The sequence below is a fragment of the Agrobacterium sp. ES01 genome (assembly GCF_050320885.1).
Taxonomy (GTDB): Bacteria; Pseudomonadota; Alphaproteobacteria; order Rhizobiales; family Rhizobiaceae; genus Allorhizobium.
This window is the reverse complement of record NZ_JBNQTH010000004.1, coordinates 453,206-479,901: the sequence shown is the minus strand read 5'-3', so window position 1 is coordinate 479,901 and position 26,696 is coordinate 453,206. Positions and strand designations below refer to the sequence as shown.

Annotated in this window: 30 protein-coding genes; 19 read left to right on the top strand and 11 right to left on the bottom strand. The window is 58.1% G+C overall.

Features of this window, described 5'->3' with window-relative positions; genetic code table 11:
• The first annotated feature begins 110 nt into the window (after positions 1 to 110).
• The 4 genes from ACQQ2Q_RS15120 (at position 111) to ACQQ2Q_RS15105 (ending at position 3,682) form a co-directional block, all read left to right on the top strand.
• Complete coding sequence (locus tag ACQQ2Q_RS15120) at positions 111 to 1,379, top strand: MFS transporter (RefSeq protein ID WP_428187921.1); 1,269 nt, start codon at positions 111 to 113, stop codon at positions 1,377 to 1,379.
• 15 nt (positions 1,380 to 1,394) lie between these two features.
• On the top strand, positions 1,395 to 1,586 hold the full coding sequence (locus tag ACQQ2Q_RS15115; protein WP_428187920.1) for a DUF1192 domain-containing protein: 192 nt from the start codon (positions 1,395 to 1,397) through the stop codon (positions 1,584 to 1,586).
• 368 nt (positions 1,587 to 1,954) lie between these two features.
• Positions 1,955 to 2,470: a DUF1465 family protein gene (locus ACQQ2Q_RS15110; RefSeq protein WP_428187919.1), complete on the top strand. Its 516-nt coding sequence runs from the start codon at positions 1,955 to 1,957 to the stop codon at positions 2,468 to 2,470.
• A 144-nt stretch (positions 2,471 to 2,614) separates the two neighbouring features.
• Positions 2,615 to 3,682, top strand: a complete 1,068-nt coding sequence (locus ACQQ2Q_RS15105) for a patatin-like phospholipase family protein (protein ID WP_428187918.1) — start codon at positions 2,615 to 2,617, stop codon at positions 3,680 to 3,682.
• 75 nt (positions 3,683 to 3,757) lie between these two features.
• On the opposite strand, the gene rpmE is transcribed toward ACQQ2Q_RS15105, so the two are convergent.
• Entirely contained in the window at positions 3,758 to 3,979 is a 222-nt protein-coding gene (gene rpmE, locus ACQQ2Q_RS15100) for a 50S ribosomal protein L31 (RefSeq protein ID WP_428187917.1), read from the bottom strand.
• Positions 3,980 to 4,167: 188 nt separating this feature from the next.
• Between rpmE and ACQQ2Q_RS15095 the strand changes: the two genes are divergently transcribed.
• Positions 4,168 to 5,970 carry an ABC transporter transmembrane domain-containing protein gene (locus ACQQ2Q_RS15095; protein ID WP_428187916.1) on the top strand — a complete coding sequence of 601 codons (1,803 nt, stop codon included), beginning with the start codon at positions 4,168 to 4,170 and terminating at the stop codon, positions 5,968 to 5,970.
• An 88-nt stretch (positions 5,971 to 6,058) separates the two neighbouring features.
• Here ACQQ2Q_RS15095 and ACQQ2Q_RS15090 read toward each other — a convergent pair whose 3' ends face one another.
• The 5 genes from ACQQ2Q_RS15090 to ACQQ2Q_RS15070 all read right to left on the bottom strand — a co-directional run bounded on the left by ACQQ2Q_RS15090 (position 6,059) and on the right by ACQQ2Q_RS15070 (position 11,082).
• A complete protein-coding gene (locus ACQQ2Q_RS15090) occupies positions 6,059 to 7,090 on the bottom strand; it encodes a peptidoglycan -binding protein (RefSeq protein WP_428187915.1) in 1,032 nt (343 codons plus the stop codon).
• On the bottom strand, positions 7,090 to 8,193 hold the full coding sequence (locus ACQQ2Q_RS15085; protein WP_428187914.1) for a flagellar motor protein MotA: 1,104 nt from the start codon (positions 8,191 to 8,193) through the stop codon (positions 7,090 to 7,092). The genes ACQQ2Q_RS15090 and ACQQ2Q_RS15085 overlap by 1 nt, the downstream gene beginning before the upstream one ends.
• A 103-nt stretch (positions 8,194 to 8,296) precedes the next feature.
• Complete coding sequence (locus ACQQ2Q_RS15080; RefSeq protein ID WP_428187913.1) at positions 8,297 to 9,097, bottom strand: inositol monophosphatase family protein; 801 nt, start codon at positions 9,095 to 9,097, stop codon at positions 8,297 to 8,299.
• A 174-nt stretch (positions 9,098 to 9,271) separates the two neighbouring features.
• Positions 9,272 to 10,420 carry a tetratricopeptide repeat protein gene (locus ACQQ2Q_RS15075; protein ID WP_428187912.1) on the bottom strand — a complete coding sequence of 383 codons (1,149 nt, stop codon included), beginning with the start codon at positions 10,418 to 10,420 and terminating at the stop codon, positions 9,272 to 9,274.
• Between the two features lie 8 nt (positions 10,421 to 10,428).
• The gene (locus tag ACQQ2Q_RS15070) at positions 10,429 to 11,082 is read right to left on the bottom strand and encodes a thiamine phosphate synthase (protein WP_428187911.1); all 654 of its coding nucleotides are present in this window, start codon (positions 11,080 to 11,082) and stop codon (positions 10,429 to 10,431) included.
• A gap of 103 nt (positions 11,083 to 11,185) precedes the next feature.
• Between ACQQ2Q_RS15070 and ACQQ2Q_RS15065 the strand changes: the two genes are divergently transcribed.
• Both ACQQ2Q_RS15065 and ACQQ2Q_RS15060 read left to right on the top strand, forming a co-directional pair.
• A complete protein-coding gene (locus ACQQ2Q_RS15065; RefSeq protein WP_428187910.1) occupies positions 11,186 to 11,947 on the top strand; it encodes a sulfite exporter TauE/SafE family protein in 762 nt (253 codons plus the stop codon).
• An 84-nt stretch (positions 11,948 to 12,031) separates the two neighbouring features.
• The gene (locus tag ACQQ2Q_RS15060; protein ID WP_428187909.1) at positions 12,032 to 12,292 is read left to right on the top strand and encodes an ArsR/SmtB family transcription factor; all 261 of its coding nucleotides are present in this window, start codon (positions 12,032 to 12,034) and stop codon (positions 12,290 to 12,292) included.
• 158 nt (positions 12,293 to 12,450) lie between these two features.
• On the opposite strand, the gene ACQQ2Q_RS15055 is transcribed toward ACQQ2Q_RS15060, so the two are convergent.
• A complete protein-coding gene (locus ACQQ2Q_RS15055; protein WP_428187908.1) occupies positions 12,451 to 12,627 on the bottom strand; it encodes a YdcH family protein in 177 nt (58 codons plus the stop codon).
• 231 nt (positions 12,628 to 12,858) lie between these two features.
• On the opposite strand from ACQQ2Q_RS15055, the gene ACQQ2Q_RS15050 reads away from it, so the two are divergent.
• The 8 genes from ACQQ2Q_RS15050 to ACQQ2Q_RS15015 all read left to right on the top strand — a co-directional run bounded on the left by ACQQ2Q_RS15050 (position 12,859) and on the right by ACQQ2Q_RS15015 (position 17,261).
• Entirely contained in the window at positions 12,859 to 13,062 is a 204-nt protein-coding gene (locus ACQQ2Q_RS15050) for a YdcH family protein (RefSeq protein ID WP_428187907.1), read from the top strand.
• 17 nt (positions 13,063 to 13,079) lie between these two features.
• Entirely contained in the window at positions 13,080 to 13,580 is a 501-nt protein-coding gene (gene purE, locus ACQQ2Q_RS15045; RefSeq protein WP_428187906.1) for a 5-(carboxyamino)imidazole ribonucleotide mutase, read from the top strand.
• Positions 13,577 to 14,638, top strand: a complete 1,062-nt coding sequence (locus ACQQ2Q_RS15040) for a 5-(carboxyamino)imidazole ribonucleotide synthase (protein ID WP_428187905.1) — start codon at positions 13,577 to 13,579, stop codon at positions 14,636 to 14,638. The genes purE and ACQQ2Q_RS15040 overlap by 4 nt, the downstream gene beginning before the upstream one ends.
• 166 nt (positions 14,639 to 14,804) lie before the next feature.
• Positions 14,805 to 14,930: a type B 50S ribosomal protein L36 gene (ykgO, locus tag ACQQ2Q_RS15035; protein WP_062584498.1), complete on the top strand. Its 126-nt coding sequence runs from the start codon at positions 14,805 to 14,807 to the stop codon at positions 14,928 to 14,930.
• A gap of 89 nt (positions 14,931 to 15,019) precedes the next feature.
• Positions 15,020 to 15,709: a hypothetical protein gene (locus ACQQ2Q_RS15030; protein WP_428187998.1), complete on the top strand. Its 690-nt coding sequence runs from the start codon at positions 15,020 to 15,022 to the stop codon at positions 15,707 to 15,709.
• A gap of 97 nt (positions 15,710 to 15,806) precedes the next feature.
• Entirely contained in the window at positions 15,807 to 16,184 is a 378-nt protein-coding gene (locus ACQQ2Q_RS15025; protein WP_428187904.1) for a hypothetical protein, read from the top strand.
• Positions 16,091 to 16,834 (top strand): alpha/beta fold hydrolase, encoded by a 744-nt coding sequence (locus ACQQ2Q_RS15020; protein ID WP_428187997.1) that lies wholly within the window; start codon positions 16,091 to 16,093, stop codon positions 16,832 to 16,834. Before ACQQ2Q_RS15025 ends, ACQQ2Q_RS15020 begins: the two co-directional genes overlap by 94 nt.
• Before the next feature lie 79 nt (positions 16,835 to 16,913).
• Positions 16,914 to 17,261, top strand: coding sequence for a DUF3088 domain-containing protein (locus tag ACQQ2Q_RS15015; RefSeq protein ID WP_428187903.1), 348 nt, complete (start codon positions 16,914 to 16,916; stop codon positions 17,259 to 17,261).
• A 92-nt stretch (positions 17,262 to 17,353) separates the two neighbouring features.
• Here ACQQ2Q_RS15015 and pyk read toward each other — a convergent pair whose 3' ends face one another.
• Both pyk and ACQQ2Q_RS15005 read right to left on the bottom strand, forming a co-directional pair.
• A complete protein-coding gene (gene pyk / locus ACQQ2Q_RS15010; protein WP_428187902.1) occupies positions 17,354 to 18,793 on the bottom strand; it encodes a pyruvate kinase in 1,440 nt (479 codons plus the stop codon).
• Positions 18,793 to 19,182, bottom strand: a complete 390-nt coding sequence (locus ACQQ2Q_RS15005; RefSeq protein ID WP_428187996.1) for a DUF1036 domain-containing protein — start codon at positions 19,180 to 19,182, stop codon at positions 18,793 to 18,795. The genes pyk and ACQQ2Q_RS15005 overlap by 1 nt, the downstream gene beginning before the upstream one ends.
• A 300-nt stretch (positions 19,183 to 19,482) precedes the next feature.
• On the opposite strand from ACQQ2Q_RS15005, the gene ACQQ2Q_RS15000 reads away from it, so the two are divergent.
• The 3 genes from ACQQ2Q_RS15000 to ACQQ2Q_RS14990 all read left to right on the top strand — a co-directional run bounded on the left by ACQQ2Q_RS15000 (position 19,483) and on the right by ACQQ2Q_RS14990 (position 20,961).
• Positions 19,483 to 20,277: an N-formylglutamate amidohydrolase gene (locus ACQQ2Q_RS15000; RefSeq protein ID WP_428187901.1), complete on the top strand. Its 795-nt coding sequence runs from the start codon at positions 19,483 to 19,485 to the stop codon at positions 20,275 to 20,277.
• A gap of 12 nt (positions 20,278 to 20,289) precedes the next feature.
• Positions 20,290 to 20,598, top strand: coding sequence for a DUF1244 domain-containing protein (locus ACQQ2Q_RS14995; RefSeq protein WP_428187900.1), 309 nt, complete (start codon positions 20,290 to 20,292; stop codon positions 20,596 to 20,598).
• An 87-nt stretch (positions 20,599 to 20,685) separates the two neighbouring features.
• Complete coding sequence (locus tag ACQQ2Q_RS14990; RefSeq protein WP_428187899.1) at positions 20,686 to 20,961, top strand: DUF2312 domain-containing protein; 276 nt, start codon at positions 20,686 to 20,688, stop codon at positions 20,959 to 20,961.
• Between the two features lie 80 nt (positions 20,962 to 21,041).
• Here the strand turns inward: ACQQ2Q_RS14990 and ACQQ2Q_RS14985 are convergent, their stop codons facing one another.
• Both ACQQ2Q_RS14985 and ACQQ2Q_RS14980 read right to left on the bottom strand, forming a co-directional pair.
• The gene (locus ACQQ2Q_RS14985; RefSeq protein ID WP_428187898.1) at positions 21,042 to 22,772 is read right to left on the bottom strand and encodes a DUF882 domain-containing protein; all 1,731 of its coding nucleotides are present in this window, start codon (positions 22,770 to 22,772) and stop codon (positions 21,042 to 21,044) included.
• Between the two features lie 288 nt (positions 22,773 to 23,060).
• Positions 23,061 to 24,584 carry a sigma-54-dependent transcriptional regulator gene (locus ACQQ2Q_RS14980; RefSeq protein ID WP_428187897.1) on the bottom strand — a complete coding sequence of 508 codons (1,524 nt, stop codon included), beginning with the start codon at positions 24,582 to 24,584 and terminating at the stop codon, positions 23,061 to 23,063.
• Between the two features lie 263 nt (positions 24,585 to 24,847).
• Here ACQQ2Q_RS14980 and ACQQ2Q_RS14975 point away from each other — a divergent pair, with 263 nt between their 5' ends.
• Positions 24,848 to 26,668, top strand: coding sequence for a M3 family oligoendopeptidase (locus ACQQ2Q_RS14975; protein WP_428187995.1), 1,821 nt, complete (start codon positions 24,848 to 24,850; stop codon positions 26,666 to 26,668).
• The last annotated feature ends 28 nt before the right edge of the window (positions 26,669 to 26,696 follow it).

Sequence of the window (26,696 nt, the reverse complement as noted above, 5' to 3'; positions counted from 1 at the left end):
CAAATCGATCCTATAGTGCAACAATCGCACTGCAACAAAACATGCGCATAGACGTTTCACCGGTAGCCTCCGTCACTTCTTCCCACATCGAATAGACGAAAAAATCCTTCATGAAACGAAATCTTCTACCTGTTCTCGCCCTTCTGTCAGGCGTCTTGTTCCTGTTTCTGGGCAACGGTCTTCACAGCCTTCTGCTCCCCGTTCGCGGTTCGCTTGAGGGCTATTCCAACGAAGTCCTCGGTCTTCTCGGTACATCCTGGGCATCGGGCTTCGTTGCGGGCTGTTTCTTTGCGCCAAAACTTGTTCGCCGCATAGGCCATGTCAGGGCATTCTCCTGCTTCATCGCCATGATCGCCATCATCGCCCTGACAACGGGTGTCCTGATCGACGAGTATTCCTGGGTTCTATTGCGCGCACTGACCGGCTTCTGCACCGCCGGTACGACGATGATCATTGAGAGCTGGCTGAACGAGCGCGCGACCAATGAAAGCCGCGGCACCATTTTCTCATTTTATACGACCGTGACGCTCGTTGGCGTCGTCGGCGGCCAGATGCTGGTCGGATTGGGCAATCCGTCGACAACGATCCTCTTCATGATCTGCGGCATTCTCTACTGCTTCGCCATGCTGCCGACCACGCTGTCGAATGCAGCCTCCCCGCAGCCGCTCAAATCCGTGAAGCTCGACCTTCGTAGTCTCTATCGCAATTCGCCCGTCTCTTGCGTCGGCATCCTGCTCATCGGCATCGCCAATGGCGCCTATGGCACGCTTGGCGCGGTATTCGCCTCACGGGCGGGCCTGACACCGGCTCAGATCGCCATCATGCTCGGCATCACCATTGCCATGGGTGCACTGGCACAAATGCCGGCCGGCAAGGTCTCGGATATGACCGACCGTCGTTATGTGCTGGCAGCGCTCGCCACCGTATCGGCAGTCGCCGCCCTGCTGATTGTCGCCATCGAGCCGTCCAATGTCATCATGATGATTGTGTTGGTGGCCCTATACGGAACAGCTGCAAACGCGCTCTATCCGATCGCGGTTGCCCACGCCAACGACTTCGCCTCCTCGGACGAATTCGTTAAAGTATCCGGTGGCCTGCTGCTCTTGTTCGGTATTGGTACAATCATTGGCCCGACGGTTGGCGGTCCCGTGATGACGATACTGGGACCCTATATGCTGTTTGCGGTGACGGCTGTTGCCCATATATCCTTGGCTGCCTATGCCATCTTCAGAAGCCGCGTCCGCGCAGCGATCCCCGTGGAAGATCGCGAACTCCGCCCTGCGATGACGAATGGCACTCAATACAGCACGCCAGAAAGCCTCCAGCTTGACCCGCGCTCTATGCCGAAGCAGGATCCTGCCAAACAGGCAGCGGAATAGCATCGGGAGGACACTATGGCATTTATGGATGAAGAACGGCCCAAGAAGCCGGCAGCCCACGAACTGGGCTGCGACCTCTCCATGATCTCGGCAGATGAGTTGCAGATCCGGATTTCTCTATTGCAAGAGGAAATCCAGAGACTGGAAGCAGAGTATGTGCGAAAGCAGGCAGGCCGCAGCGCAGCTGAAAGTCTGTTTCGTTCCTAATTGATACATAAATATTACTTGGGAATCAGCCATATCGCCTGTTTATCGCGTCTTTTAAGGACTTCGTTAACTTGCCGTTAACTGTTTAAAACCATGATGTGCATGTCCGGATCTTTCTGGACTCAGGCAGTTTCACCTTCTGGCGAATTGGTCTGATTTTTCTCCCTGTTTTACCTTGAGAGCCGCTTTTGCGGCTCTTTTTTTCGTCGCCACAATGCTTACATGAAATTGTGGGAATTAACCCTTTCTTAAGAATCGGCTTGCGCATTTCAGGTATTGATATCATCGTATTTATCAACGAATGGAACCCGGACATATCATCGTCCGTTAATGTATTAAGTTTTGCGTAGAACAGGGAATCAATCTCGATGTCGGAACTTGGAATGAACACGATCAATTTTGCCGGCCACGCCGCCGCATCATCCCAGTTCAAGGCGACCTACGCTGAAGGTATGGGCCTGGTGGAAGAAACCGCAGCTTACCTGGACGGCCCCGGTCGTGCAGCTGCGAAAGTTCTGCCCCGCATGGCTTCCGTTCTATACGCTGCTGAATCGATGCGCCTGACAACCCGTTTGATGCAGATGGCCTCGTGGCTGTTGCTGCAACGCGCTGTAAACAATGGCGAAATGAGCCGGGATCAGGTCATTTCCGAAAAGAGCAAGGTGCGCCTCGACGGCTTCAACGTCGACCGCTCGGCTCCCGGTTGGAACGATCTTCCAGAAGGCTTCCGCGATCTTGTCGAACGCTCGCTGCGCCTGCAAAACCGCATCGCCCTTCTCGACCGCGAAATCTATCGTCCTTCGGATGACCTGGTGGCGGCCAATACCGAGAACCGAGTTCAGGCCCAGCTTGATCTGCTGCGAACCGCTTTCAGTGGCATCTGATCGCCTAGGATAATTGTTTTTCGAAAGCCCGGCCTGCTGATTCGCAAGCCGGGCTTTCGCCATTTTGGCACTGTTTTCGCGCGAAAAGTTATTTATCCACAATTATTGAGTGTGTTATCTTCTCTCCATCAGAGGGAGGGAACCATGACGAAGTTCATTCTGTCGATCGACGGCGGCGGCATACGCGGAATCATTCCAGCCGTCATTCTCCGTGTCTTGCAACAGAAGCTTGCTGACAAGAACAAGAAACTACCGCTTCACCGCTACTTCCACATGATTGCCGGCACATCGACCGGCGCGATCATTAGCGCCGGCCTCACCTGCCCCAAGCCTGGAAAACCGGAGGAAAGTGCTGCAGATCCCGATACGCTGGTTGAGGTTTACCGCAACAGGGGAAAGGAGATCTTCGACACATCGATCTTTCGCAAGCTCGCCAATCTCGGTGGGATTGTCGAAGAGCGCTATGACGCGCGCCCGCTGGAGAACATCCTGATCGAAATGCTTGGCAAGAACACCGAGATCGGCCATGCGCTCAGCACCGTCCTGATAACCGGCTATGATATCAAGAACCGTTCTGCGGTGTTCATGACCAATGCCGACAAGAAAAACGAGCGCTTCCGCTTCTGGCAGGCCGTGCGCGGTTCATCGGCAGCGCCCACATATTTCGAGCCGGCTCTGGTTGAGGACCTTTCGGTTCCAAAAAGCAGCGCGGACCGCCTGATCGCCATGATCGATGGCGGCGTCTTTGCCAATGATCCAGGCATTGCAGCCTATGTGGAGGGCAGCAAGCTCGGTTGGCGCGACAATGGCAACAAGATGGTGATTCTGTCCATCGGCACCGGCTCGGCCAACCGGCCGATCCCCTATCAGGAAGCCAGGAACTGGGGCGCTGCCGGCTGGATAAACCCCTTCAACAACACGCCGCTCATTTCGGTCCTCATGCAGGGACAGGCCAGCACCGCCTCCTACCAGCTCAACAAACTGCTGAACGGCGATCAGGGCGGTTTTCGGCTTGGAGGCACCACGGTCACCAAGGACAACCGGGCGGACCTGCATTATTTTCGGATAGATGCGCCACTCACAGGTGTTAGCGACGCGCTGGACGATGCGACGCGGGACAACATTGACAAGCTTGAAAGCTTCGCCAAAACGCTGGCCAGGACCTATGATATGGCGCTTGACGAGATCGCCGAACGTTTATCGGCAACCTGAAACCCCGGACGGTCAGCCATAAAAAAAGCCCGGCGAACCGGGCTCTTTTTTCGTAAACCGTATCGACAGGCGATATCAGAGGCCGAGGCCGCCGAAGCGCTTGTTGAACTTCGACACGCGACCACCACGGTCCAGCATCTGCTGGTTGCCGCCGGTCCATGCCGGATGCGAGGTCGGGTCGATTTCGAGGTTCATGACGCCGCCTTCAGCGCCCCAAGTCGAAAATGTTTCGTACTCGGTGCCGTCGGTCATGACCACTTTGATCTTGTGGTAGTCGGGATGGATATCAGCCTTCATAACGATCTTCCTGATCTTGCCAGGGTCCATTTGACGCAATTGCGTCACGGGACCTTATTCAATAAATGAAGCCGCAGTCCGATCAGGCCACGGCTTCCCAATTCGATGCGGTGCCTATACATGAAGGTCGCGAGGATAACAAGAGCCGATGAACGACAAGCGCGGCCGATATGAACAGAGGTATTGAAGTGAGCGAACAAGATGGCAAAGAAACCACAAAAAAGCGCTCTCTCAAGCCACTCTCGCATCTGATACCCTTCATCATGCGCTATCGCGGCATGGTCGGCGGCGCGCTTTTCTTTCTGGTTCTGGCAGCCGCCGCCACTCTGACGCTGCCGCTTGCCATACGCCGCATGGTCGATCACGGCTTCAACGCAGCCGACAGCGCCTTCATCAACGCCTATTTCGCCATGCTGATCGTCATCGCCATCATTTTGGCCATCGCCAGCGCCATGCGCTACTACTTTGTCATCAGCATCGGCGAGCGAATTGTCTCGGATCTGCGTCAGGATGTCTTCTCCCATGTCGCCTCGCTGTCGCCGGAGTTCTTTGACGTCAATCAGTCGGGCGAAATTGTCTCGCGGTTGACCGCAGACACAACCCAGATCAAATCGGCGGTCGGCGCCACGGCCTCGCTGGCGCTGCGCAATTCCATCCTCTGTCTCGGCGCCATCGGCATGATGATCTATACCAGCCCGCGCCTTGCCGTCCTGGTTCTGGTTGCAATTCCCCTCATCCTGTTTCCGATCATCGCCTTCGGTCGCAAGGTCCGCCAGCGCTCGCGCATTGCACAGGACATGCTGGCCGATGCTTCTGCCTTCGCCAGCGAGACGATTGCCGCCACCCGTACGATCCAGGCCTTCAATGGCGAGAAAGTCGCCGCAGCCCGTTACGGCGGCGCAGTGGAGACCGCCTACAATGCCGCGCGCGCCGCCATACGCTCCCGTGCACTGCTGACAGGCGTGGCCATCACCCTCGTCTTCGGAAGCGTTGTCGCCATCCTCTGGGTCGGCGCACAGAGTGTTCTGTCCGGCACCATGACCGCGGGAACGCTTGGCCAGTTCCTGCTCTATTCCGTGATTGCCGCAGGCGGCCTTGGCGCTCTCTCCGAAGTCTGGGGTGAACTGGCACAGGCCGGCGGTGCCGCGGAGCGCCTGAGCGAACTCCTGCAGGAAGTCCCCGCCATCCGTGCCCCGGATAAGCCAGTCGCCCTGCCCGCGCCGGCCCGCGGCGAGGTCGAGTTCGACAATATTCGCTTTTCCTACCCGTCTGCCCCCACGAGGTCCGCGCTGAACGGCCTCTCCTTCAAGATCGCGCCCGGTGAAACCGTGGCCATCGTCGGACCGTCGGGAGCCGGCAAGAGCACGATTTTTTCACTCATGCTGCGCTTTTACGATCCGGTATCGGGCGCAGTCCGCCTTGACGGTATCGACATTCGCGATACCGATCCCCTGTCGGTGCGCGAACGCCTTGCCATCGTCCCTCAGGATACCACCATTTTCGCAGCCTCCATTCACGACAACATCGCCTTCAGCATGCCGCATGCCAGCCGCGAAGCGGTGCAACGCGCCGCAAAGGCCGCCCGCGCCGATGAATTCATCGACCGCTTGCCTGAGGGCTATGAGACCCAGGCCGGGGAACGTGGTGTCACGCTCTCAGGCGGTCAGCGCCAGCGCATCGCCATCGCCCGCGCAATCCTGAAAGACGCCCCCGTCCTGCTCCTCGATGAAGCGACCTCGGCTCTGGACGCTGAAAGCGAAACCCTGGTGCAAAAGGCGCTCGACGAGTTGATGACCGACCGCACAACCATCGTCATCGCCCACCGTCTTGCAACGATTCTCAAGGCTGATCGAATTCTGGTCCTGGAAAATGGCCGTATCGCCGAAGAAGGCACGCATCAAAGCCTCATTCAGCAAGGCGGCCTTTACGAAAAGCTGGCCCGCCTCCAATTCGAAACCGGTGCCCGGGATTTCCTCACCCCGGCGCAATGACAGGGTGTGTGCACAGGACGTCATTCCGCAACTCTCAACCGCTGCTTTAGCGCGGAAGAGAAACGGCATGTGATTGCAGCTTACCGGATCAGCGCTCGGTCAACTTGAGTTCGATGCGTCGGTTCTGATCGCGCGCTTCAGGCGTGTCGCCCGCCACGATTGGCTGGAACTCTCCAAATCCCGCAGCAACCAGACGATTGGCTGGCACGCCCTGCGAGATCAGATACTTGACGACCGCGATGGCGCGCGCGGCCGAAAGCTCCCAGTTGTCGGCATAACGGCCGGTGCCGGATAGCGGGACATTGTCAGTGTGGCCATCGACACGCAGGACCCAATTGATTTCAGGCGGAATTTCCTTGGCCACGTCCAGCAGGGCACTGGCAAGTTTTGCCATTTCCTGCTGGCCTGCAGGATTGATGTCGCTGGCACCGGAGGAAAACAGAACTTCGGACTGGAATACGAACCGATCACCGACGATGCGGATATTCTGCCGGTCGGACAAAATTTCGCGCAGGCGTCCAAAGAAATCGGACCTGTAGCGGTTCAGTTCCTGCACGCGCTGCGCAAGCGCGACATTCAGCCGGCGGCCAAGATCCGCAATTTTGGTCTGCGAAGACTTGTCCTTGGCCTCCGACGCCTGCAGGGCATCTTCGACGGCCGCGATCTGCGCGCGCAGAGCCGCGATCTGCTGGTTCAGCAGATCGATCTGGCTCATCGCCCGTGCACTCACCTGCTGCTCCGCTTCCAGTTGATCGGTCAGCGCACCCACGCGGGCATTGGCTGCATCGGCGGATCCGGCGCCCGATGCCAGCAATTGCTGCAAGCGCGTCCGCTCGCTTTCAGACGAAGCGAGCGAGCTTTGCAGGTTGGCCAGATTGTCTTCCAGATCCTGCTTGCCGCTCTTTTCCAGTGCCAGAAGCTGCGTCAGTTCCGCAATCTGGCTGTTCAGCCGATTGAGCACTTCATCCTTGCCGCTGATTTCCCGACTGAGGATGAACTGCCCGAGCACGAACACGATGAGCAGGAACATGATGGCCAGCAAAAGTGTGGACAGCGCATCCACGAAGCCTGGCCAGTAGTCAACACTCCTGTCGCGGCGGCGATTTCGCGAAAGTGCCATTATTTGGCATCTCCAGCTGGCTTCCTGACGGGTTTTTCAGCTGGCCTATCCGCCGGCTTCTCGACCAGTTTGTCCATCGCCTTGTCATTCAGCTTGTCGTTCAGGCGATCCAGCGTCTTGCGCATCGCGCGCGCATCTTCCTGCTGGGCTTCGATCCAGTCGCGCAGCATCTGCTGTTCATTGCGCATGTTCTTGACCAGTCCCTGAATGCCTTCGGCAAGCCCCGCCATCGAGGGAGAAGACCTGGAGCCAGCGCCGCCGGACTGATCCGCCATTGCAGACATCTTGTCCAGAAGCGTCTGCAGGTCGGCAGAACTGATGCCGCCGCCATTCGTCGAGCCGATCTCCGAACCGACATCCGTTACCGACGACAGCCAGTTTTCCAGCTCGGTATAGAAACGGTTCTGCGCCCTGCCCGCCTGCAGGTCGAGGAAGCCCAGGATCAGCGATCCCGACAGACCGAGGAGCGAGGACGAGAATGCCGTTCCCATGCCGCTCAACGGGCCGCTGAGGCCGTTCTTGAGCGCCTGCAAAACGTCGCTGTTGTCATTGGAGGCTGGATTGAGCGACTGGATGACCGTGCTGATCGAACCGATGGTGCCAAGCAGGCCCCAGAAGGTGCCGAGCAGACCGAGAAACACCAGAAGCCCGATCAGATAGCGCGATGTGTCGCGCGATTCATCCAGACGTGTTGCAATCGAATCGAGAATGGAGCGCAATGCGGCCGTTGAAATGTTGACGGTGTTGCGATTTCCGATCAGCGAACGCATCGGCGCCAGCAGTTTCGGATCGCGACCGACCTTTTCAGCACTGCCGGCAGCACGGAACGAATTGAACCACCGTACCTCGGGAATGAGCGCCAGCACGTGATTGAAAACAAGAATGATACCGACAACCAGCACACCCAGAATCAGGCCGTTAAGGCCCGGATTGGTGACGAAGGCGGCATGCGCCTGCCGGTAAAGAATGGCTGTAATAAATCCGACAATGATCAAAAAGATCAGCATCGTCGAGAAAAAAGGGATCGGGCTTGAAAGCTTGTATCCGTATCCGCCGCTTTCCTCCCCAGCTACTTCCAGGTCCGCGAGCTTCACTTTCGCCATATTGTCCTTAACCTCCGGTATGCGCGACACGGAGGCTAGTGGAAAATTGCGAAGATTTGAAGAGGTAAGCCGGGCTCACCGAAGCTTCGTACAGATTTGCTGCTCAGGCCTTGGGAACAGGCCGATGCAGCACTTCCATCAGGGCTTTCTGGATATATTCATTGCCTGCGAGCACATTACCGCTGGTGAACATATCGCTGCCGCCGTTCATATCGCTGGCAAAACCGCCCGCTTCACGAATCAACAGAATGCCGGCTGCCATATCCCATGGCGACAGGCCGGTTTCCCAGAAACCGTCCAGGCGGCCGGCTGCAACATAGGCCAGATCGAGAGCCGCCGCACCCATGCGACGCATGCCCGCGACTTCGCCCATGACATGGCGAAGCTCGACCAAGAACTTGCCGTGATGGCCGCGCCCCAGATGCGGAACGCCGCAACCGACGACACAGTCTGACAAAACCTTGCGGGCTGCCACACGAATGCGACGGTCATTGAGGAAGGCCCCACCGCCACGCTCGGCGGTGTAGAGTTCATCGGTTGCCGGATTGAAGATCACGCCAGCGACCAGTTCGCCATTGCGTTCAAGCGCAATGGAAACCGCAAACATGGGAATGCCGTGCAGGAAGTTGGTGGTGCCATCCAGCGGATCGACGATCCAGCGATGCGCGCCATCGGTCCCCTGGATCTCTTCGCTCTCCTCACCGAGGAAACCATAGGTCGGACGAGCCTTCAGCAATTCTTCCATGACAATACGTTCGGCACGCAGATCGGCCTGAGAGACGAAATCGCTTGGTCCCTTGACGGAAACCTGCAGGTTCTGCACCTCGCCAAAATCGCGTGCGAGTGACTTGCCGGCCTTGAGGGCGGCCTGAACCATAACGTTAAGAAGAGCTGAGCGGGCCATCTGGCAAATATCCCTGGATTTTCGGCGAGCGGTCCGGTCTTTTGATCCCGGACAAAATAATAGCGGTCGAGCCGCTTGGTCGGCGGGTTCAAGACCACAAAATCCGCTGCAATTCAAGGGGCAAGGCTATGCGCATTGCCTGAACAGGCATATGGGGTCGGCAATTAGCCTGACTTAGCTGACGCGAAAGCGGTTTGCGCGATCAATCGCCTGCTTCTGCTGATCGTCGGTCAGGCCCAGATAAAAGTCCTCAAGCGAGGTATCCTTCAAGCCGGCCCGGCGCGACAGCACATACCATTTCGCAGCCTCGACCGGATCGGGCCGTGTGCCAAGCGCATTGATATAGAGATGCGAAAGCCGGTTTTGCGCGACCACATTGCCCCGGTTGGCAGCAATACTCAGCCAGCGAAATCCTTCATCATAGTCTTTCTCCCCGCCAATGCCGTTGACCAGCCAGATGCCCATGTCGAGCTGGGCTGTGTCGAATCCGGCCTTGGCCGCGCGCGCGAGATAGCTGCGCGCCTGGGCTCTCTTTTCCTCGGGAAGGTCGATAATCGTGCGATAGAGCTGCGACACAGCATATTGTGCATCGGCAATACCCTGATCGGCGGATTTTTCATAATAGGGCAAGGCGAGCTCAAGCCCCTTCTGGCCCGGATTGTCGGTGACAAGCGTCTGCGCCCAGTTGAACTGCGCCGAGGCATTACCGGCATCGGCAGCCTTTTTCATGTATTCGTCGGCCTTGGCCTTGTCGCGCTTGACGTCACGGCCTTGCATCAGGAGCATGGCATATTTGAACATGGCGGCGGGATACCCGCCGGCTGCTGCCTGAGAATACCAGAAGGCGGCACCCTTGGTATCGCGCTTGACGCCAAGCCCTTGCGACATCAGTTCTGCAATCAAGGTTTGTGCCGCCGGATCGCCGAGCTGCGCTCGCGGAAGTGCCTTGTCGATTGCCGTCAGATACAGACCGCGCTGATAGGCGCCATAGGCGTCGTCGACTGGACCTTCATAGGTCTTTTCCGGCGGCAGATCAGGCAAGGGCGCGCCCATGCGCTCAAACAGCGTAATGCCCGATGCAGGCGCCTCCCCGCCAGTACCGCCGTTGCTTTCATTCAGAACTGGCCCAGCCTTGGTCTCGGAAGTCACGTCTCCCGCAGGTCTGCTCGCCCGGCCACTTCGCTCCAGCGGAACAGCGTCATCTGCGCCACGCGTAATCGCCGGATCGGCCTCTTGTGCCGACACAGCCGATCCGGACAAAACTCCCTGCAAGGCAAGGGCTGCGACAAAAAAGGCAATTCTGGGAGCAGTGCGTATGATCATACGCCGGTTCAAGCGCCAAACCGTGGCGCTTTTTCGTCAAGCGCGGCATTAATCTCGGCAACCGCCATCGAAGCTTTGGATGCGTCGGCAAAGACAGCCAGCCGCATGGCAACGAACTCCGCGCCCGTCTCGGCCACCGCCACGGCGGAAGACAGATCGGTCCCGCCCATGACGATACACGGAATCTCGATCATGTCGGCCCACCACTCGGCAAGGGCGAGATTCTTCGAATGCGCCTCAGGCTTGATGTCACCGTCGAGCTTGCCAAAGAAGATGTAATCCGGCTGTGCCTCGCCCATTTCAAGCGCGACATGACGCTCCTTGGCATTGCCACCGCCGACAATCATCTTCGGCGTATGAGCTTCGACGGCCTCGGCAAGCGCCGCCGCATTGCCCGAGACATGCATACCATCGGCCTTTGCCCGTCCGGCGACCCGGCTGTCGTCAACGACCAGCGCCGCAGCGCCGGCTTCCTGAATCAAGGGCACCAGAGCTTCCGCATGCTTCTGGAACTCCTGATCGTTCAAACCGTAGCGCGGGATGATCACCGATGCGACGTCTCCGCCCTTCAATGCCTCTGCGACAACAGTCCCAATTTCCTTGGCGTCCGTCACATCAGGCGTGATCAGCACCAGTCGGCAGCGCTTGTCTGGTCTGGTCATTCTGTGCTCCTGCCCTTATTCGTTTCGCACATTGCGAAAACTACTCTCGTGTCGTTCAAACATTTCCGATAGACCGGTCCGGCAAACGGATCAACAGAAACAAATGCTTCCTGACCTCGCATTCTTCCTTGCAGCCATCCCCGCTGTCGCTCTCGTCGGCCTGTCAAAGGGCGGCCTTGGCGGCGCTTTTGGCCTGATGGGCGTGCCGATTCTCGCCATGGCGGTGCCGCCAATGCAGGCCGCAGCCATCTTCTTGCCGATCCTTCTGGTGATGGATGGTGTCGCGCTGTTCGCCTGGCGTCACTACAACGACCGCAAGACACTTTTGATATTGTTGCCGGGCGCCTTGATCGGCATCACCCTTGGCTGGGCAACATCCAACATGATCTCGGCCAATGCCATGCGCCTCGTTCTGGGACTGATCACGCTGATCTTTGTGCTGCGCTATCTGATCGAGACCTTTGGCCCGCAAAAGGGTCAGGCTCCGCCAAGCGAACACAAGCCGGTGCTGGCAACCTTCTGGAGCACGATCTGCGGCTATACCAGCTTTGTCGCTCATGCCGGCGGACCGCCCTTCCAGATCTACACTTTGCCACTGAAGCTGGATCCAAAGACCTATACTGGCTGCAGTGTCCGCTTCTTTGCGATCGTCAATCTGATCAAGGTTATCCCCTATTTCGCCCTGGGCGAACTGGACACCCAGAATATCACCCTGTCGGCTTTTCTTTTTCCGGTCGCGCTGGTTTCCACCTTGATGGGCGCACAGGTAGTCAAGTGGATGAAGCCGACGACGTTTTACCCGCTTATGTACGGAATGGTGTCGCTCACAGCCATCAAGCTGATTTGGGATGGCGCCGGCTTTTAGTCGCGCATTCTTTCGTCTGCTCCAACGATGCTGCGACGCACAAATACGCTTGCTGAAAATCCCTCTTTACCCTAGATTTGGGGGATGACGAACACGGACCCCTTCTCGGCCATTGCCGACCCGAACCGCCGCCATCTGTTGGAGGAGCTTCGTCGCGCGCCGAAAACGGTCAATGACCTCGCCAGGGGCCTGCCGATCAGCCGTCCGGCGGTGTCCCAGCACCTCAAGGCACTGCTGGAATGTGACCTCGTCACCGTCGAGGCCGACGGCACACGCCGCATCTATTCCGTGAATGCGAAGGGCTTCGACAAGATGAACATCTGGCTCGATCAGTTCTGGGCCTGACGTCCCGTTGCGGCGGACGAAATTCTGCGAACAGCGAATCATACCTGCGAATCACGTTCAGCTTTCCAGACAAAACAAAGCCCCGGAAGCCGCATTGGCAACCGGGGCGCTTAACGATCATCTCATGCGGCCAAACATAGGCCGGCCGCAAAACTCGACTAGTGACGCGTAGACGTCTTCAAACGCTGCATTTCATCTTTGATACGCAATTTCATACGCTTGAGGTAGGCAATCTCGGTATCATCGGCGGAGGGTGACGCAAGAACATCGTTGAGTTTTTCCTCAAGAGCACCATGCTTTTTCTCTAGAGATGCAATGTGAGCGTGAATTGTCATTCGACACATCCTTCCTTCTATATTCCTCCCGCAATCCATCGCGGGAGTTTCAGGGTTTGCGAATGTAATGTGACACGAAGAATGTGTTTTGTCGAAGGCCAAACAGTGGATTCGAGGCCCCAAATTCGCGAACAAGGATAACTTCCCGTTACCGCTATTTGATGATAGGAGCTTGCGCAAATATTCGGCACGCCTGAAAACAGACGTGAAGCTGGAATGGGAACAGGAAAGATGTCCGATCAGGAACAGGCGGATTCGCGTTTGGCGCTAGCGAAGCTACGCCAGGAGCATGAAGATTACGACGCCGCGATCAACGCAATGATCAAGGTTGGCTGCGAGGCCTTGCGCATACAGCGCATGAAAAAGAAGAAACTCGTCATCAAGGACAAGCTTTCGCAGCTCGAGGACCAGATCATCCCCGACATCATCGCATGACCGAAGAAGGGCCAAGCATGAACGAAGAGCAGCCGCCAGTATCCATTATCATGGGAAGCCAGTCCGACTGGGAAACCATGAAACATGCCGCCGATACGCTGGACGCGCTGGGTGTTGATTACGAGACGCGCATTGTCTCTGCCCACCGCACTCCGGACCGTATGTATGCCTTTGCCAAGACTGCGCGCGAAGAAGGCTTCAAGGTCATCATCGCCGGCGCCGGTGGCGCGGCTCACCTTCCCGGCATGACGGCCTCGCTGACTCCTCTTCCGGTTTTCGGTGTGCCCATTCAATCGAAAACCATGTCTGGCATGGACAGCCTGTATTCGATCGTGCAGATGCCGGCCGGCATACCCGTCGGCACGCTTGCAATCGGCAAGGCAGGCGCGATCAATGCGGCCTTGCTGGCAACCCGCGTCCTGGCCCTCAATGACACGGATATCGCCGAGCGCCTCGACGACTGGATCGACAGGCAAAGCTCTTCGGTCGCAGATTATCCGGTGGACGATACCCTATGACAATCAAGACACTGGGCATTATCGGCGGCGGTCAGCTTGGCCGCATGCTGGCAATGGCCGCTGCCCGCCTCAGCGTCCGCACGATCATTCTGGAACCGCAGGTCGATTGCCCTGCAGCACAAGCGGCCAATAGCCAGATTACGGCCGCCTATGACGATCCCGCCGCATTGCGGGAACTGGCCGAGGCCTGCGACGTGATCACCTATGAATTTGAAAACGTACCGGTGGAAGCCGCAACAACGCTTGCGAATCTGGTGCCGGTCTACCCGCCCCCGAAGGCGCTGGAAGTCGCCCAGGACCGGCTCGTCGAAAAACGCTTCCTCAATGCCAGCGGTCTTCCGACCGCACGTTTCCACGCCGTCGACAGTCAGGCAGATCTGGAAGCAGCTCTTGCCGATTTCGGCGGACAGGGCGTGCTGAAGACAAGGCGGCTTGGCTATGACGGCAAGGGGCAGCGTGTTTTCCGCTCCGCATCGGACAGTCCTGCCGGTGCCTTCGACGCTCTTGGAAGCGTCCCACTCATTCTCGAAAGCTTTGTCGCCTTCGAGCGCGAGATGTCGATCATCGCCGCCCGTGCGCCGGATGGCACAGTGGCATGCTACGACCCTGCGGAAAATGTCCACAGGGACGGCATCCTCGACACCTCGACCGTTCCCGCCACTATAACGGCCGCCACAGCCCAGACGGCAGCATCCGCAGCGGAGAAGCTTCTTGCAGCACTCGATTACGTCGGCGTCATCGGGATCGAGTTCTTCGTTCTGGCAGACGGCAGCCTGATCACCAACGAGATCGCTCCGCGGGTTCACAATTCCGGCCACTGGACGGAAGCCGCCTGTGTAGTCTCTCAGTTCGAGCAGCATATACGTGCCGTTATGGGCCTTGCGCTCGGCGATCCGTCCCGGCACTCCGACTGCGTGATGACCAACCTCATTGGCGACGATATGGAATCAGTGCCTGCCTGGCTCGCCCAAAAGAATGTCCTTGTTCATCTTTACGGCAAGGCGGAAGCGCGGCCCGGCCGCAAGATGGGCCATGTGACGGCCCTGAAACAGGCATAAATCCCGGCTTTCGGCGGGAAATCCGCCGCCCCCGGTTGACACGGAGGGCAAGACCGGGGTAATTGCCTGCAACCTCAAACGAGCGCGCTACGGCGCGCTTTTGAATGTCTATGACCCCTGGCGTTTTCGACAATGATTTCGCCGGCAACCATTGCGGATCAGTAAAATGAAGATCAAGAATTCGCTGAAAGCACTTAAGGCCCGTCACCGCGACAATCGTCTGGTTCGCCGCAAGGGTCGTGTTTACATCATCAACAAGCTGAACCCACGCTTCAAGGCTCGTCAGGGCTGATTGGCAAAGGGCGAATGCTTCAGCCAATCAGAGGATTGGTTGTGGTGAACGCGTAAAATTGAATTGCAAGATAGCGCATGTGGATTACCATATCCCACATGCGCTATTTTCGTTTGACCACTTTCACACTCTGCCTCGCCCTTCCCGCCTTCGCTGCCTTGGCGCAATTCCAGCCTGTGGAACCGGAGACCGTGCCTGAGCTGCCGCTTGAGCGCGACGGGCCCATGCAGGACATGCCGAAACCGCAGCAGGCACCGGTCATCGAGCAGCAGGCCGAGGTCGACGTTGAAAGCGATGCAGTCGAGGGCATCGACAAGATGCTCGTCGAACTCAAGCGCGACCGCGACCCCGAATCGGCGCAGGCCCTGGCAAAGCGTATCTTCACCCGCTGGGCCGACTCAGACAGTGCAACCGTCAATCTGCTGATGAAATGGGCGGTTGAGGCTATCCAGGAAAACCGCAACGCCGCCGCACTCGATTTCCTCAATCAGGCCATCGTGCTGAAGCCCGATTTTGCCGGTTCATGGAACAGGCGTGCAACGCTGCATTACACGATGGGCGAATACCGCAAATCCATGGAAGACATTAACCAGGTCCTGGCGATCGAGCCGCGTCACTTCGGTGCCCTGGCCGGCATGGCGGCCATTCTCGTCGAGACCGACCGGGACGAAATGGCATTGCGCGCCTGGCAGCGATATCTGGAAATCTATCCGGCAGACCGCGACGCACAGAATGTCGTCACCAAACTTTCGGAAAAACTGGCCGGAAACCGCACCTGACCTCCCATTTGCCCCTCCCCCTTCTGGCTCCCTCAACCCGATGACAGATCCAGAAGGCGCGCGGTTGCGTAGACGATAAGTAACCTTGCGAGTGCGTATGGCAAAAATGACCACTTATCTTCTATGGGCAGTATCTGCCCTCATTCTCCTCATCATCGGAAGCATCATCCTGACCATCTGGCGTGCCCATGCGATTGAAGCGCGCTACCCCAATATCGGCACTCTGACCGATCTGGGCGATATGCAGATGAACGCGCTTCACATCCCCGCCGGCCCGGATGCCGATCTGCCGCCCATCGTTTTCATTCACGGTGCCAGCGGCAATCTGAGAGACCAGGCGCTCGCGTTCAGGAAGCCCCTGGGGGGGGGCGTGCCGAACTCCTGTTTGTCGACCGCCCCGGCCATGGTTACTCGGAGCGCGGCGGGCCGCAAAACGATTATCCCGACGGTCAGGCGGCTGCTATCGCCAAACTGATGGACGAGAAGGGTATAAAGCGCGCAATCATCGTCGGCCATTCCTTCGGCGGCGCCATTGCGGCGAGTTTCGCCGTGCTTCATCCGGAAAAAACAACAGGCCTGCTCTTTCTGTCGCCAGCCACCCATCCCTGGCCGGGCGGTGTTGCCTGGTACTATCATGTGGCCACCGCACCCGTGATCGGCCCGCTGTTTCGCTACACGGTGGCGCTGAACGCCGGCATGACGATGTTGAAGCCGGCAACCGTCAGTGTGTTTTCGCCCAATCCCATGCCGGTTGATTACATTGATGAGGCTGGTCCAGCACTCGTTTTGAGGCCGTCGGCATTCCTTGCCAATTCAGCTGATGTCGTAAATCTGAACGATTATGTCACGCGGTTCTCGCCACGCTACAAGGAGATCAAGACACCCACCGTCATCATTACCGGAGACAGTGACGATGTGGTTCTCGCCAACATCCACTCCAAGGGCCTTGCCGACGACATAGAAGGCGCGCAACTGCTCTGGATCCACAATGTCGGTCACAAACCCGATTACGCCGTGACAGGGCTCGCCATAGGGGCAATCGAAAGCATCGCTGGAAAGCCACGCGATCTTCAGACCCTGGCACGCGAAGCTGAGCTGGAAGTGCAGGTCACTTCGCAGCCATAAGGCACCCAAGCGCAGTTGCCATGCCGGTCATTGTGTGGGCATAGGCTTCCTCAATACGGAGTTATCGGGAGACTTGCCTGTGACCAGAGACAAACTGTTCCTATTGCGTCCGGATTTCGAAGATCCGGCCTATCCCGGCCAACGCTTTTACTGCTGGCACTGTGCATTGATGGAAGGGGTTCTGGTCTCGTTTCCCGAACTGGCATCCAGATTAGATGTCCAGCGTATTGCCTGGCCGAGACCACGGCTGGAGGTCGTCGCCCTCCTTGGCGAAGCACATCAGGTGCTTCCCCTGCTGATCCTGGCGAAAGGCGAGACATCGCCACACCAGACTGGAACGCATGAGGGCATCGCCTTCATCGATGACAAGGACAAGATCCTGGCCGCTCTGTCCGAACGCCATGGCTTTCCAGCACCCCACCCCTGAAGGGAGGCTGGCAAGGCCATCTAATTTTAAGTGGGATTATGAACAAACTTCGGCGGCACGACTGATCGGCCATGCCGCCTGAATTGAATTTGTCAGACGCCGCTTTGGCCGTCTGCACTGATATAGGCGATGCGCAGCATATTGGTCGCACCGGGTGTGCCAAGCGGAACACCTGCCGACATGATCACGCGGTCGCCGGGCTTGCCAAAACCTTCTTCGACAACAATCCGGCAGGCGCGATTGACCATATCGTCGAGATCGGTCGGCTCCTTGGCCACGACGCAATGCAGGCCCCAGACAACCGAGAGACGGCGTGCCGTCTGGATGATGGGCGACAGCGCCAGGATTGGAACCTCAGGACGCTCGCGCGCCGAACGAAGGCCGGTCGTGCCAGACGAGGTGTAACAGACGATAGCCTGCAGCTTGAGCGTTTCGGCAATCTGGCGGGCAGCCAGCGAAATCGCGTCGGCGCCCGTTGCCTCCGGCTGGGCGCGCTGCGCATAGATGATGCCCGGATAATGCGGCTCGCGCTCGACGGTCGCCGCAATCGACGCCATCGTCGAGACGGCTTCAACCGGATACTGACCGGAGGCCGATTCAGCGGACAGCATGATGGCATCGGCGCCTTCGAACACGGCGGTTGCAACGTCAGAGACTTCCGCACGGGTCGGAACCGGCGCAGTGATCATCGATTCCAGCATCTGCGTTGCAACAACAACCGGCTTGCCTTCGCGGCGGCAGGCGCGGATCAGCTGCTTCTGGATACCGGGAACCCGCTCCAGCGGCATTTCAACGCCAAGGTCGCCACGGGCAACCATCAGCGCGTCGGACAATGCAATGATCTCTTCGATCTGCTCGAGCGCCTGCGGCTTTTCGATCTTGGACATGAGGCCAACGCGACCGCGGGCAATCTTGCGCACTTCAGCCAGATCTTCCGGGCGCTGGATAAAGGACAGGGCCACCCAATCGACGTCATTGGTGGCCAGAACCGCGTCGAGGTCAGCGCGGTCCTTGTCGGTCAAAACGCCGGTGGAGAGGATGGTGTCTGGAAGGCTCACGCCCTTGCGGTCGGAGATCTTGGTGCCGGAAACAACCGTCGTGACAATGCTCTTGCCGTCGCATTTTTCTGCGCGCAAAGCGAGCTTGCCATCGTCGATCAGCAGACGGTCACCCACATTGACGGCTTCCAGAATTTCCGGGTGCGGCAGGAAAACGCGCTTGTTGTCGCCGGGCTCATCCTTGTTGTCGAGCGTGAATGTCTGGCCGGGCGTCAGTTCGACAGTCGTGTCCTTGAACTTGCCAACGCGCAGCTTGGGACCCTGCAGGTCGGCCAGAATGCCGATCGGACGGCCGCACTGCTCTTCGACAGAGCGAATGCGCTTGATCAGGGTGCGCATCATGTCGTGACTGGCATGGCTCATGTTGATGCGGAAAAGATCCGCGCCGGCCTCATGCAGTTTCCGGATCATCTCCTCTTCGGAGGATGCCGGGCCGAGTGTGGCCAGGATTTTTACTTTGCGGTTACGCTTCATCAATTTTGGCCTTCTTGGGTGCCTGGTGTGTCGGACAATTGGACCATCCAGCTTCCCTGGCGTCCGGTGTCATATTCCTTGAATCCCATCTGCTGATATCCGCGTGCGAAACAATCCTGCACACCAGCGATTTTGAATTCGTTTTCGGCCACGCACATATTAACGTCGCCAGTCCAGCGGCCACCACGGGCCGCATCCTCTGCGTACAGATAGTAGTAGCGGGACTGCAGCTCCCCTTCGATCAGTGTCGCACAGGTCGAGGCGGGAACCTGCCACCACCCTTCCGTGACCCAACCCTCCGATGCGCGGTAGCCAATGGCTACGCCGACCAAATTCTGGGTACCATTGCAGACCCTGAATTCAGCAAAGGCGGAATCGGCAAAAAACATAGGAGCAACAGCTGCAACAGCGGCAAACAGGCCGCCTTTGAGCAGGCGCTTCGGCGAAAAAAACGAGTGTTTTGATGATTGCTTCGACACGGTTTCCGAAGGGGCTCCCCGGTTGTTCGTCATGAGCTTTCTTGCGACGATAGGCCAAGAAAGTCAACGTAAGTCTAATCGATTATAATGCTACACAGATGCTTGACGCCCGATATTGTCATAATCGCGGCCTCCACACTGCTTGCGCGACACGATCCTGCATGCGATCAGACAGAGGCTCATTCCATTTGGCGAAAACCCCAGATTCCCATGCAAGATTTCGTTCCCTTCGAACTGGTACCCGGCGATTGTGACAGAGGTTTGGTCCTGCTCGCAGACCATGCCATGAACGCCGTGCCGCCAGCCTACGGTAAACTCGGACTGCCCGACACCGCCTTTTCACGCCACATAGCCTATGACATCGGCGTGGAGGGGCTGACCCGTGCGCTCGCAGCCAGACTGGGCGTGCCAGCAGTGTTAAGCTGCTTCTCCCGCCTGCTGATCGACCCGAATCGCGGCGAGGATGATCCGACCCTCATCATGAAGATTTCAGACGGCGCGGTCATCCCGGCAAACCATCCGATCACCGAGACCGAGTGGAAACATCGGATCGAGTCCTATCACCGCCCCTATCATAACGCGGTCGCAGACACCATCGACGCCGTAGCCGCCGCCACAGGCAAGGCACCTCTGGTGCTGTCGGTGCATTCCTTCACGCCCGCCTGGAAAGGGCAAGCCCGCCCCTGGCATGCCACAGTACTGTGGGACAGTGATGGCCGGGTCGCTCACCGCTTTCTCGATCTGCTGAGCGCGCCGGGCGACATCGTGGTCGGCGACAACGAGCCCTATGACGGCGCCCTGAAGGGCGATACAATGTATCGACACTGCATGATCAAGGGCATACCGCATGCACTTTTGGAAGTGCGGCAGGACCTGATCGGCGATGAGGCTGGCATTGCCGCCTGGGCTGACCGCCTGTACCCGATTTTTGCCGCGCTCAATGCTGAGGAAGCCTTGCATCGATATGAGGTTCATCCTTCACGGACGGGCCCCTACACAGACTGATTGGACAAACCCATGACCGACCTTACCAAACAACAGCAGATCGAATTCGAAGCGGCGGCCTTCCGGCGTCTGCTCGGTCATCTGCGCGAGCGCACCGATGTGCAGAATATCGACCTCATGAACCTCGCCGGCTTTTGCCGCAACTGTCTCTCCAACTGGTATATGGATGCAGCAAAGGTCGAGGGTGTGGAGATCACCCGCGAGGAATCCCGCACCATGGTCTACGGAATGCCCTATGAGGAATGGAAGGCAATCCATCAGAGCGAGGCCTCGAGTGACCAGAAGGCCGCCTTCGAAAAAAACGCGCCGCGCGAAGAATAGCCATCTTTCCCATGCTAAAGGCTTGACGCGGCCCCCGCTTCACGGCAGGTCACGGCCACAAATTTTATCCACGTACAGGAGAACCGAATGTCAGATGCTGCTCATGGCGTCGCTCGCGACCAACTTCGCGCTTTTGTAGAGCGCGTCGAACGCCTCGAAGAAGAAAAGAAGACCATTGCCGACGACATCAAGGACGTCTACGGCGAAGCCAAGGCCATGGGCTTCGACACCAAGATCATGAAAAAGGTGATCGCGCTGCGCAAGAAGGACGATCAGGAGCGCATGGAAGAGGACCTGATCCTCGATACTTACCTGCATGCTCTCGGCATGATCGAAAGCCCGCCGGAAGATCCCTCTGCCTGATTGCAGTCCGAAGGTTACACGATGTCAAAAGACCCGCTTTCGCGGGTCTTTTTTTGTCTTCAAACTGAATTTCGAAGGGGTCAGTTCTTCTTGATCGAACCGAAACGACCGGGATCGATTTCGACGGGCTCGCTCTCGAAGCCGACCGAATAGGTTTCAGCCGGAGCTGCCGTCAGCGAACGCGTGACCACGCGTGGCGCCTTGAAGGCTTTGCTGCTGCTCACATTATGAGAGTTGTTCAGCGCCCATTCCGAGATCATTTTCTTGGTAAGCGACGTGCCGCCATACATTGCCATGCGCGCCACATCGGCCTCGTTCTCGGTCGGACGCGCACCCTTGGTCGGCAGCCCGGCCTGAAGACCGGCTGACGAAGGCTTCGGCGTATCGAACCCGTCCCCGAACTCCACTGCGCGCTTGGCAGGCACAGGCGGTGTCAGCGACGCCATCTGCGTTTGAACTTTTTCGGCCTTGCGATCCGGACGCGGTTCCGGTGGCACCACGACATAGGTCGCAACAGAGGCTTGCGAACCGGTTTCGGCCATGGCCATGGCTTCAGCGGCTTCCGGCGACAGAATGGCCTGCTCGACCGCATCGGCCTCGGCTTCTTCTGCGCCGACATTGGCGGTCTCAAGCGCTTCGGCAACAGACGGACGGTCGCTTGGTACTGGAATACCGAGCATCTCTTCCTTCTGCGGCACGATCATATCGGACGCGACAGACGCGGTCATGACCTCAGGCTGTGCATCGCCGCGCATGCCGCGTGGACCAAGAAGCGTGGGCACCGGAATCTGATAGCTCGACAGATCGGTGAAATCGTCGCCCTTTTGCTCAACCGGACTTGCGGCAGCGACCTGGGTCAAGGCATCTTCGGCGGCGCTACGTGCCGGCGAATAGAGCGCAACGGCAAGGCTTTCCCCATTGGACGACCCGAGCGACGGGCGCGACAAAGGCACTGGCGCATCGAGCGAGGCAACCATGGCCTGGGCCGGCGGCGCGGGTGCCAGCACTGGCGGCGGCGGTGCCGCGACACCCGGCGGGTTGTTCGAGACAAAGGTCGGACGTTCTGCCGGCGTCACGACATCTTCTTCTTCATCCTCGTCACCACCCCCAAACAGCATGGCAAAGAGGTTTTTCGGCTTGGAACGGCCACCGCCGTCGGCAATCACGACTGTGTTCGACGCGACGCGCCTCTTATATTCGGCCATTGCCTGCTGATAACCCGGCAGTGGCCTGCCGTCAGACGGAATGTGCAGCGTCTTGCCATCAGGGAAAAGACGCGACAGCTCCGACCGCGACATGCGCGGCCAGGCGCGCACGCCTGCAACATCCATATGCACGAATGGAGATCCCGAATTAGGGTAGTAGCCAACGCCGCCAGCTTGCATCTTCATGCCGATTTCACGAAGGCGTTTCAAAGGCACGCCGGGAATGTAGAAATCGACCGCCGTCCCCTTCATATGCTGGCTTTCCTTCGCAACACCCTTGGAGCGGGAACGAAGCATCGCATTGGTCTGCGGCGAACGATATCCGGACACGGCATAGATATAATCACGTGCGCCGGACTGACGGTAGACTTCCCACAACAGATCGAACAGTCGCGGATCCATCTTGGTCGGCTCGTTGCGGCGCCAGTCGCGCAAAAGATTGCTGAGCTGCTTGAGGCCCTTGGCGTCGTAGCGACCGTTGCGCTTGAAGACGATATTGGCCTTTTCGCCGGTATGCACGAACAGGATTTTCAAGGAGCGGGTTTCGGCAGCGGAAGCCTGCGTGGGATTGCCGAAAACGGTGGCAAACGCAAACAACGCAAACATGAAGCCACACAGCAGCCTTGCGGCAGCGCATCGCTTCACAGCCAGATCATCGCGCCGAAATGATACAAATGGCGCTCTAGTCTCATGCCGTCCCTGCAATTCAGTCCCCGTTGTCTGAAGATGACGTCCCGTCCCTCAGATGAATGCAAAATGCGGTAACACCATGGCATTATCGCCACACTTCACCACACCTTTTCTACATAGTGAATAAAATTCTAACAAGTCGTTATAAGAATCTATCCTACCAAGATTGTGTCAAGGTTAACAATGCACGGGACCGAGCAGTAATCAGGCAACTTTTTTCTGGGGGTTTTCGGGATCGATGCCGTAATCCTTGAGCTTTCGGTAGAGCGTCGAACGCCCGATGCCGAGCTTGCGCGCGACCTGGCTCATCTGGCCGCGATAGAACTTCAGAGCGAAGCGGATCAACTCCTCTTCGACATCCGACAGTTTGCGAACATTGCCGCTTTGATCCGTGCTGACAATCATATTGGCGGCCATGCCCGGTTCACCCGTCTCGAGCGCCTCCGATCGCGCCGTTTCGCGGATGTAACTGTCAAGCGGCCTCGATGGTGCGGATGAATTGGAACTGCGATAGCTGGCGGACCGCGAGACGGGTGCAGGAGCGTGGTCCACGAAGGCCGCAATCTGAGGGAAATCAACCTCGTTCAGCTCGGAGCCACTGGCAAGGATAACGGCACGGAAAATCACGTTTTCAAGCTCGCGCACATTTCCGGGCCAATCGGCAGATGTCAGCAATGCCAGTGCCGCTGGACTGATGGTGAGCGATCTGGGCAGCCTCTGCTCCTGCGAAAAACGTTCGACAAAGGCGCGCGCCAGATACGGAACATCGTCCTTGCGGCGACGAAGCGCCGGGACCATGATCGGATAGACGTTCAATCGGTAATAGAGATCCTCGCGGAAGCGCTGCAGCTTCACTTCCTCGATCAGGTTCTTGTGCGTGGCCGAAATCAGCCGCACGTCGTTTTTCCGGCGTTTTGCCGAACCACCGCGATCCGTTTCGCCGTGTTCCATCACCTGCAGCAACCGCGCCTGAACACCGATCGGCAAGGCCCCGATTTCATTGAGGAACAGCGTTCCACCATCGGCGGCGCGGTATTTCCCGCCATTGTGACTTGTGTCGGCTTCACCGTCAGTATCGCCGAACAGATGCTCCTCGATGGCCTCTACGCCAACGGCATCGCAGTTGACGATGACAAAGGGTTTGCTCGAACGGTCGCTAGCGGAATGGATGGCGCGCGCCACCATTTCCTTGCCCACGCCCGCCTCGCCTTCCAGCACAACCGGGATGGTCGACTGTGCGGCACGTCGGGCAAGATCGATGACCCGTTCCATGGCGGAACTGGCAGCGATGATGTCATTGAATGACACATTGCCGGCACGCGAACGTCTGGAGATCCGCGCGGCCGTCCCCTCGCCCCGGTGCGATTTCAGCGCATTGGCAATCGCGCTCGAAATGCGCTCCTGCGAGGCAGGCTTTAGCACGAAGTCGTAAGCACCGGCCCGCATGGCCTCGACAGCCGCATCAATCGAATCCTGCCCTGTTTCCACGATGACAGGGACATCTGCATCCATTGCGGAAAGGGCGGCGAGAAATTCCCCGGTCTCCATGCCCGAAGCATTGAGGTCGAGGATGATCGCCTTCACCTCGCGTCCCCGATGTCTGAGGAAATCAAGTGCGGCCCTGCCGCCATCGGCGAGCTCGACAAAATGTCCCAAAGCTTCCACCGTGGCTTTGATCTGCCGCCGCTGTGCCGGATCGTCGATGACGACGAGAATATGCGCAGTCACGTAAACACTCCCATGACCAATATGCCGCGCGGGCAAACATGCAACCGCGCTCTAGCCATTGAACCTGACATGCACGTTTGAATAACTTCTTTTGAGAAACGCTCGGATTTTAACGAATAGGTAGGATCTGTCCCGAAATGACGATAGCGCACGCGCAATGCTTGCCGCGCGGTATGGCCTTCACTAAATCTAGGCCTCAACCAGAGACCAGCATAAGGAAATTCGCGATGCGCTTCAGCCCAGGAAACAACCCGGCACCGGCAATGCAGCAACCGGAAGCAAGTGCCGGTGCCGCCGGCTTGGCCGACCTGCCGGTATGGAAGCTCTCCGACCTCTATCCTTCTGCCGACTCGCCAGAATTTGCCGAAGCCATGAAGACGGCCCAGGAAGAAAGCCTGGCCTTCGAGACGAAATGGAAGGGCAAGCTCGCGGACGCCGCCACCAAAACGGGCGATGCCGGGCTAGGTCAAGCACTCAAGGAAATGGATGCACTGGACGACCTGATCGGCCGCATCGGCTCCTTTGCAGGGCTGACTTATTATTCCGACATGACCGACGGCGCCAACGCCAAGTTCTTTGGCGATGTGCAGGCAAAGCTGACGGATCTGTCGTCCCATCTGCTGTTCTTCACACTCGAACTCAACCGCGTGGATGATGCCGTGATCGATGCGGCGATGACCAATGATCCGCTGGCCGGCCACTACCGTCCGTTTCTTGTCGACCTCAGAAAGGACAAGCCCCATCAGCTGGAAGACAAGATCGAGCAGCTGTTTCTGGAAAAATCGCAGACTGGCGCTGCTGCTTTCAACCGCCTGTTCGACGAAACGCTCGCCAGCCTGCGCTTTAATGTCGATGGTGAGGAACAACCGCTGGAAGCAACGCTCAACTTGCTGCAGGAGCCCGATCCGGAAATGCGCAAGAAAGCGGCAGCGGCCCTGTCGGAAACATTCCGCAAGAACGAGCGTATCTTCACGCTTGTCACCAACACGCTGGCCAAGGACAAGGAAATTTCCGACCGCTGGCGCAATTTCGAAGACATTGCCGACAGCCGCCATCTGGCAAACCGCGTCGAACGCGAAGTGGTCGATGCGCTGGCCAGTGCCGTGAAGGCAGCCTATCCACGCCTCTCGCACCGCTACTACCAGATGAAGGCCCGCTGGCTCGGCATGGACCAGATGAACTACTGGGACCGAAACGCCCCCTTGCCGGAATCGGCCAACCGCATCATTCCCTGGTCGGAAGCCAAGGATACGGTGCTCTCGGCCTATGGCGGCTTTGCCCCGGAAATGGCTGACATTGCCGAAAAATTCTTCGATGGCGGCTGGATCGATGCGCCCGCCCGCGCGGGCAAGGCTCCGGGGGCGTTTGCTCATCCGACTGTGCCATCCGCCCACCCTTATGTGCTGGTCAACTATCTCGGCAAACCGCGCGACGTGATGACCCTTGCCCACGAACTGGGCCATGGCGTCCACCAGGTACTGGCAGCAGAACAGGGTGCGCTGATGTGCCAGACTCCGCTGACACTTGCCGAAACCGCCTCCGTCTTTGGCGAGATGCTGACATTCAGGGCGCTGCTCGACAAGACCAGCGACAAGCGCGAGCGCAAGGCAATGCTCGCCCAGAAGGTGGAGGACATGATCAACACGGTCGTGCGCCAGATCGCCTTTTATGATTTCGAGCGCAAGATCCACACCGCGCGCAAGGAAGGTGAACTGACCGCCGAGAAAATCGGCGAGCTGTGGCTTTCAGTGCAGGAAGAGAGCCTTGGCCCGGCAATCAAGATCTCGGAAGGCTATGAGACGTGGTGGACCTATATTCCCCACTTCATCCACTCGCCCTTCTATGTCTATGCCTATGCCTTCGGCGATTGCCTGGTGAACTCGCTGTATGCGGTCTATCAGAACGCGGAGACTGGCTTTCAGGACAAGTATTTCGAACTGTTGAAGGCCGGCGGAACCAAACACCATTCCGAACTGCTCGCCCCCTTCGGCCTCGACGCCACCGATCCCTCTTTCTGGGATCGTGGTTTGTCCATGATCGAAGGCCTGATTGACGAGCTGGAAGCGCTCGACAAGACCACCTGATCACGACGCTGAACGGCACGGAAGGCTT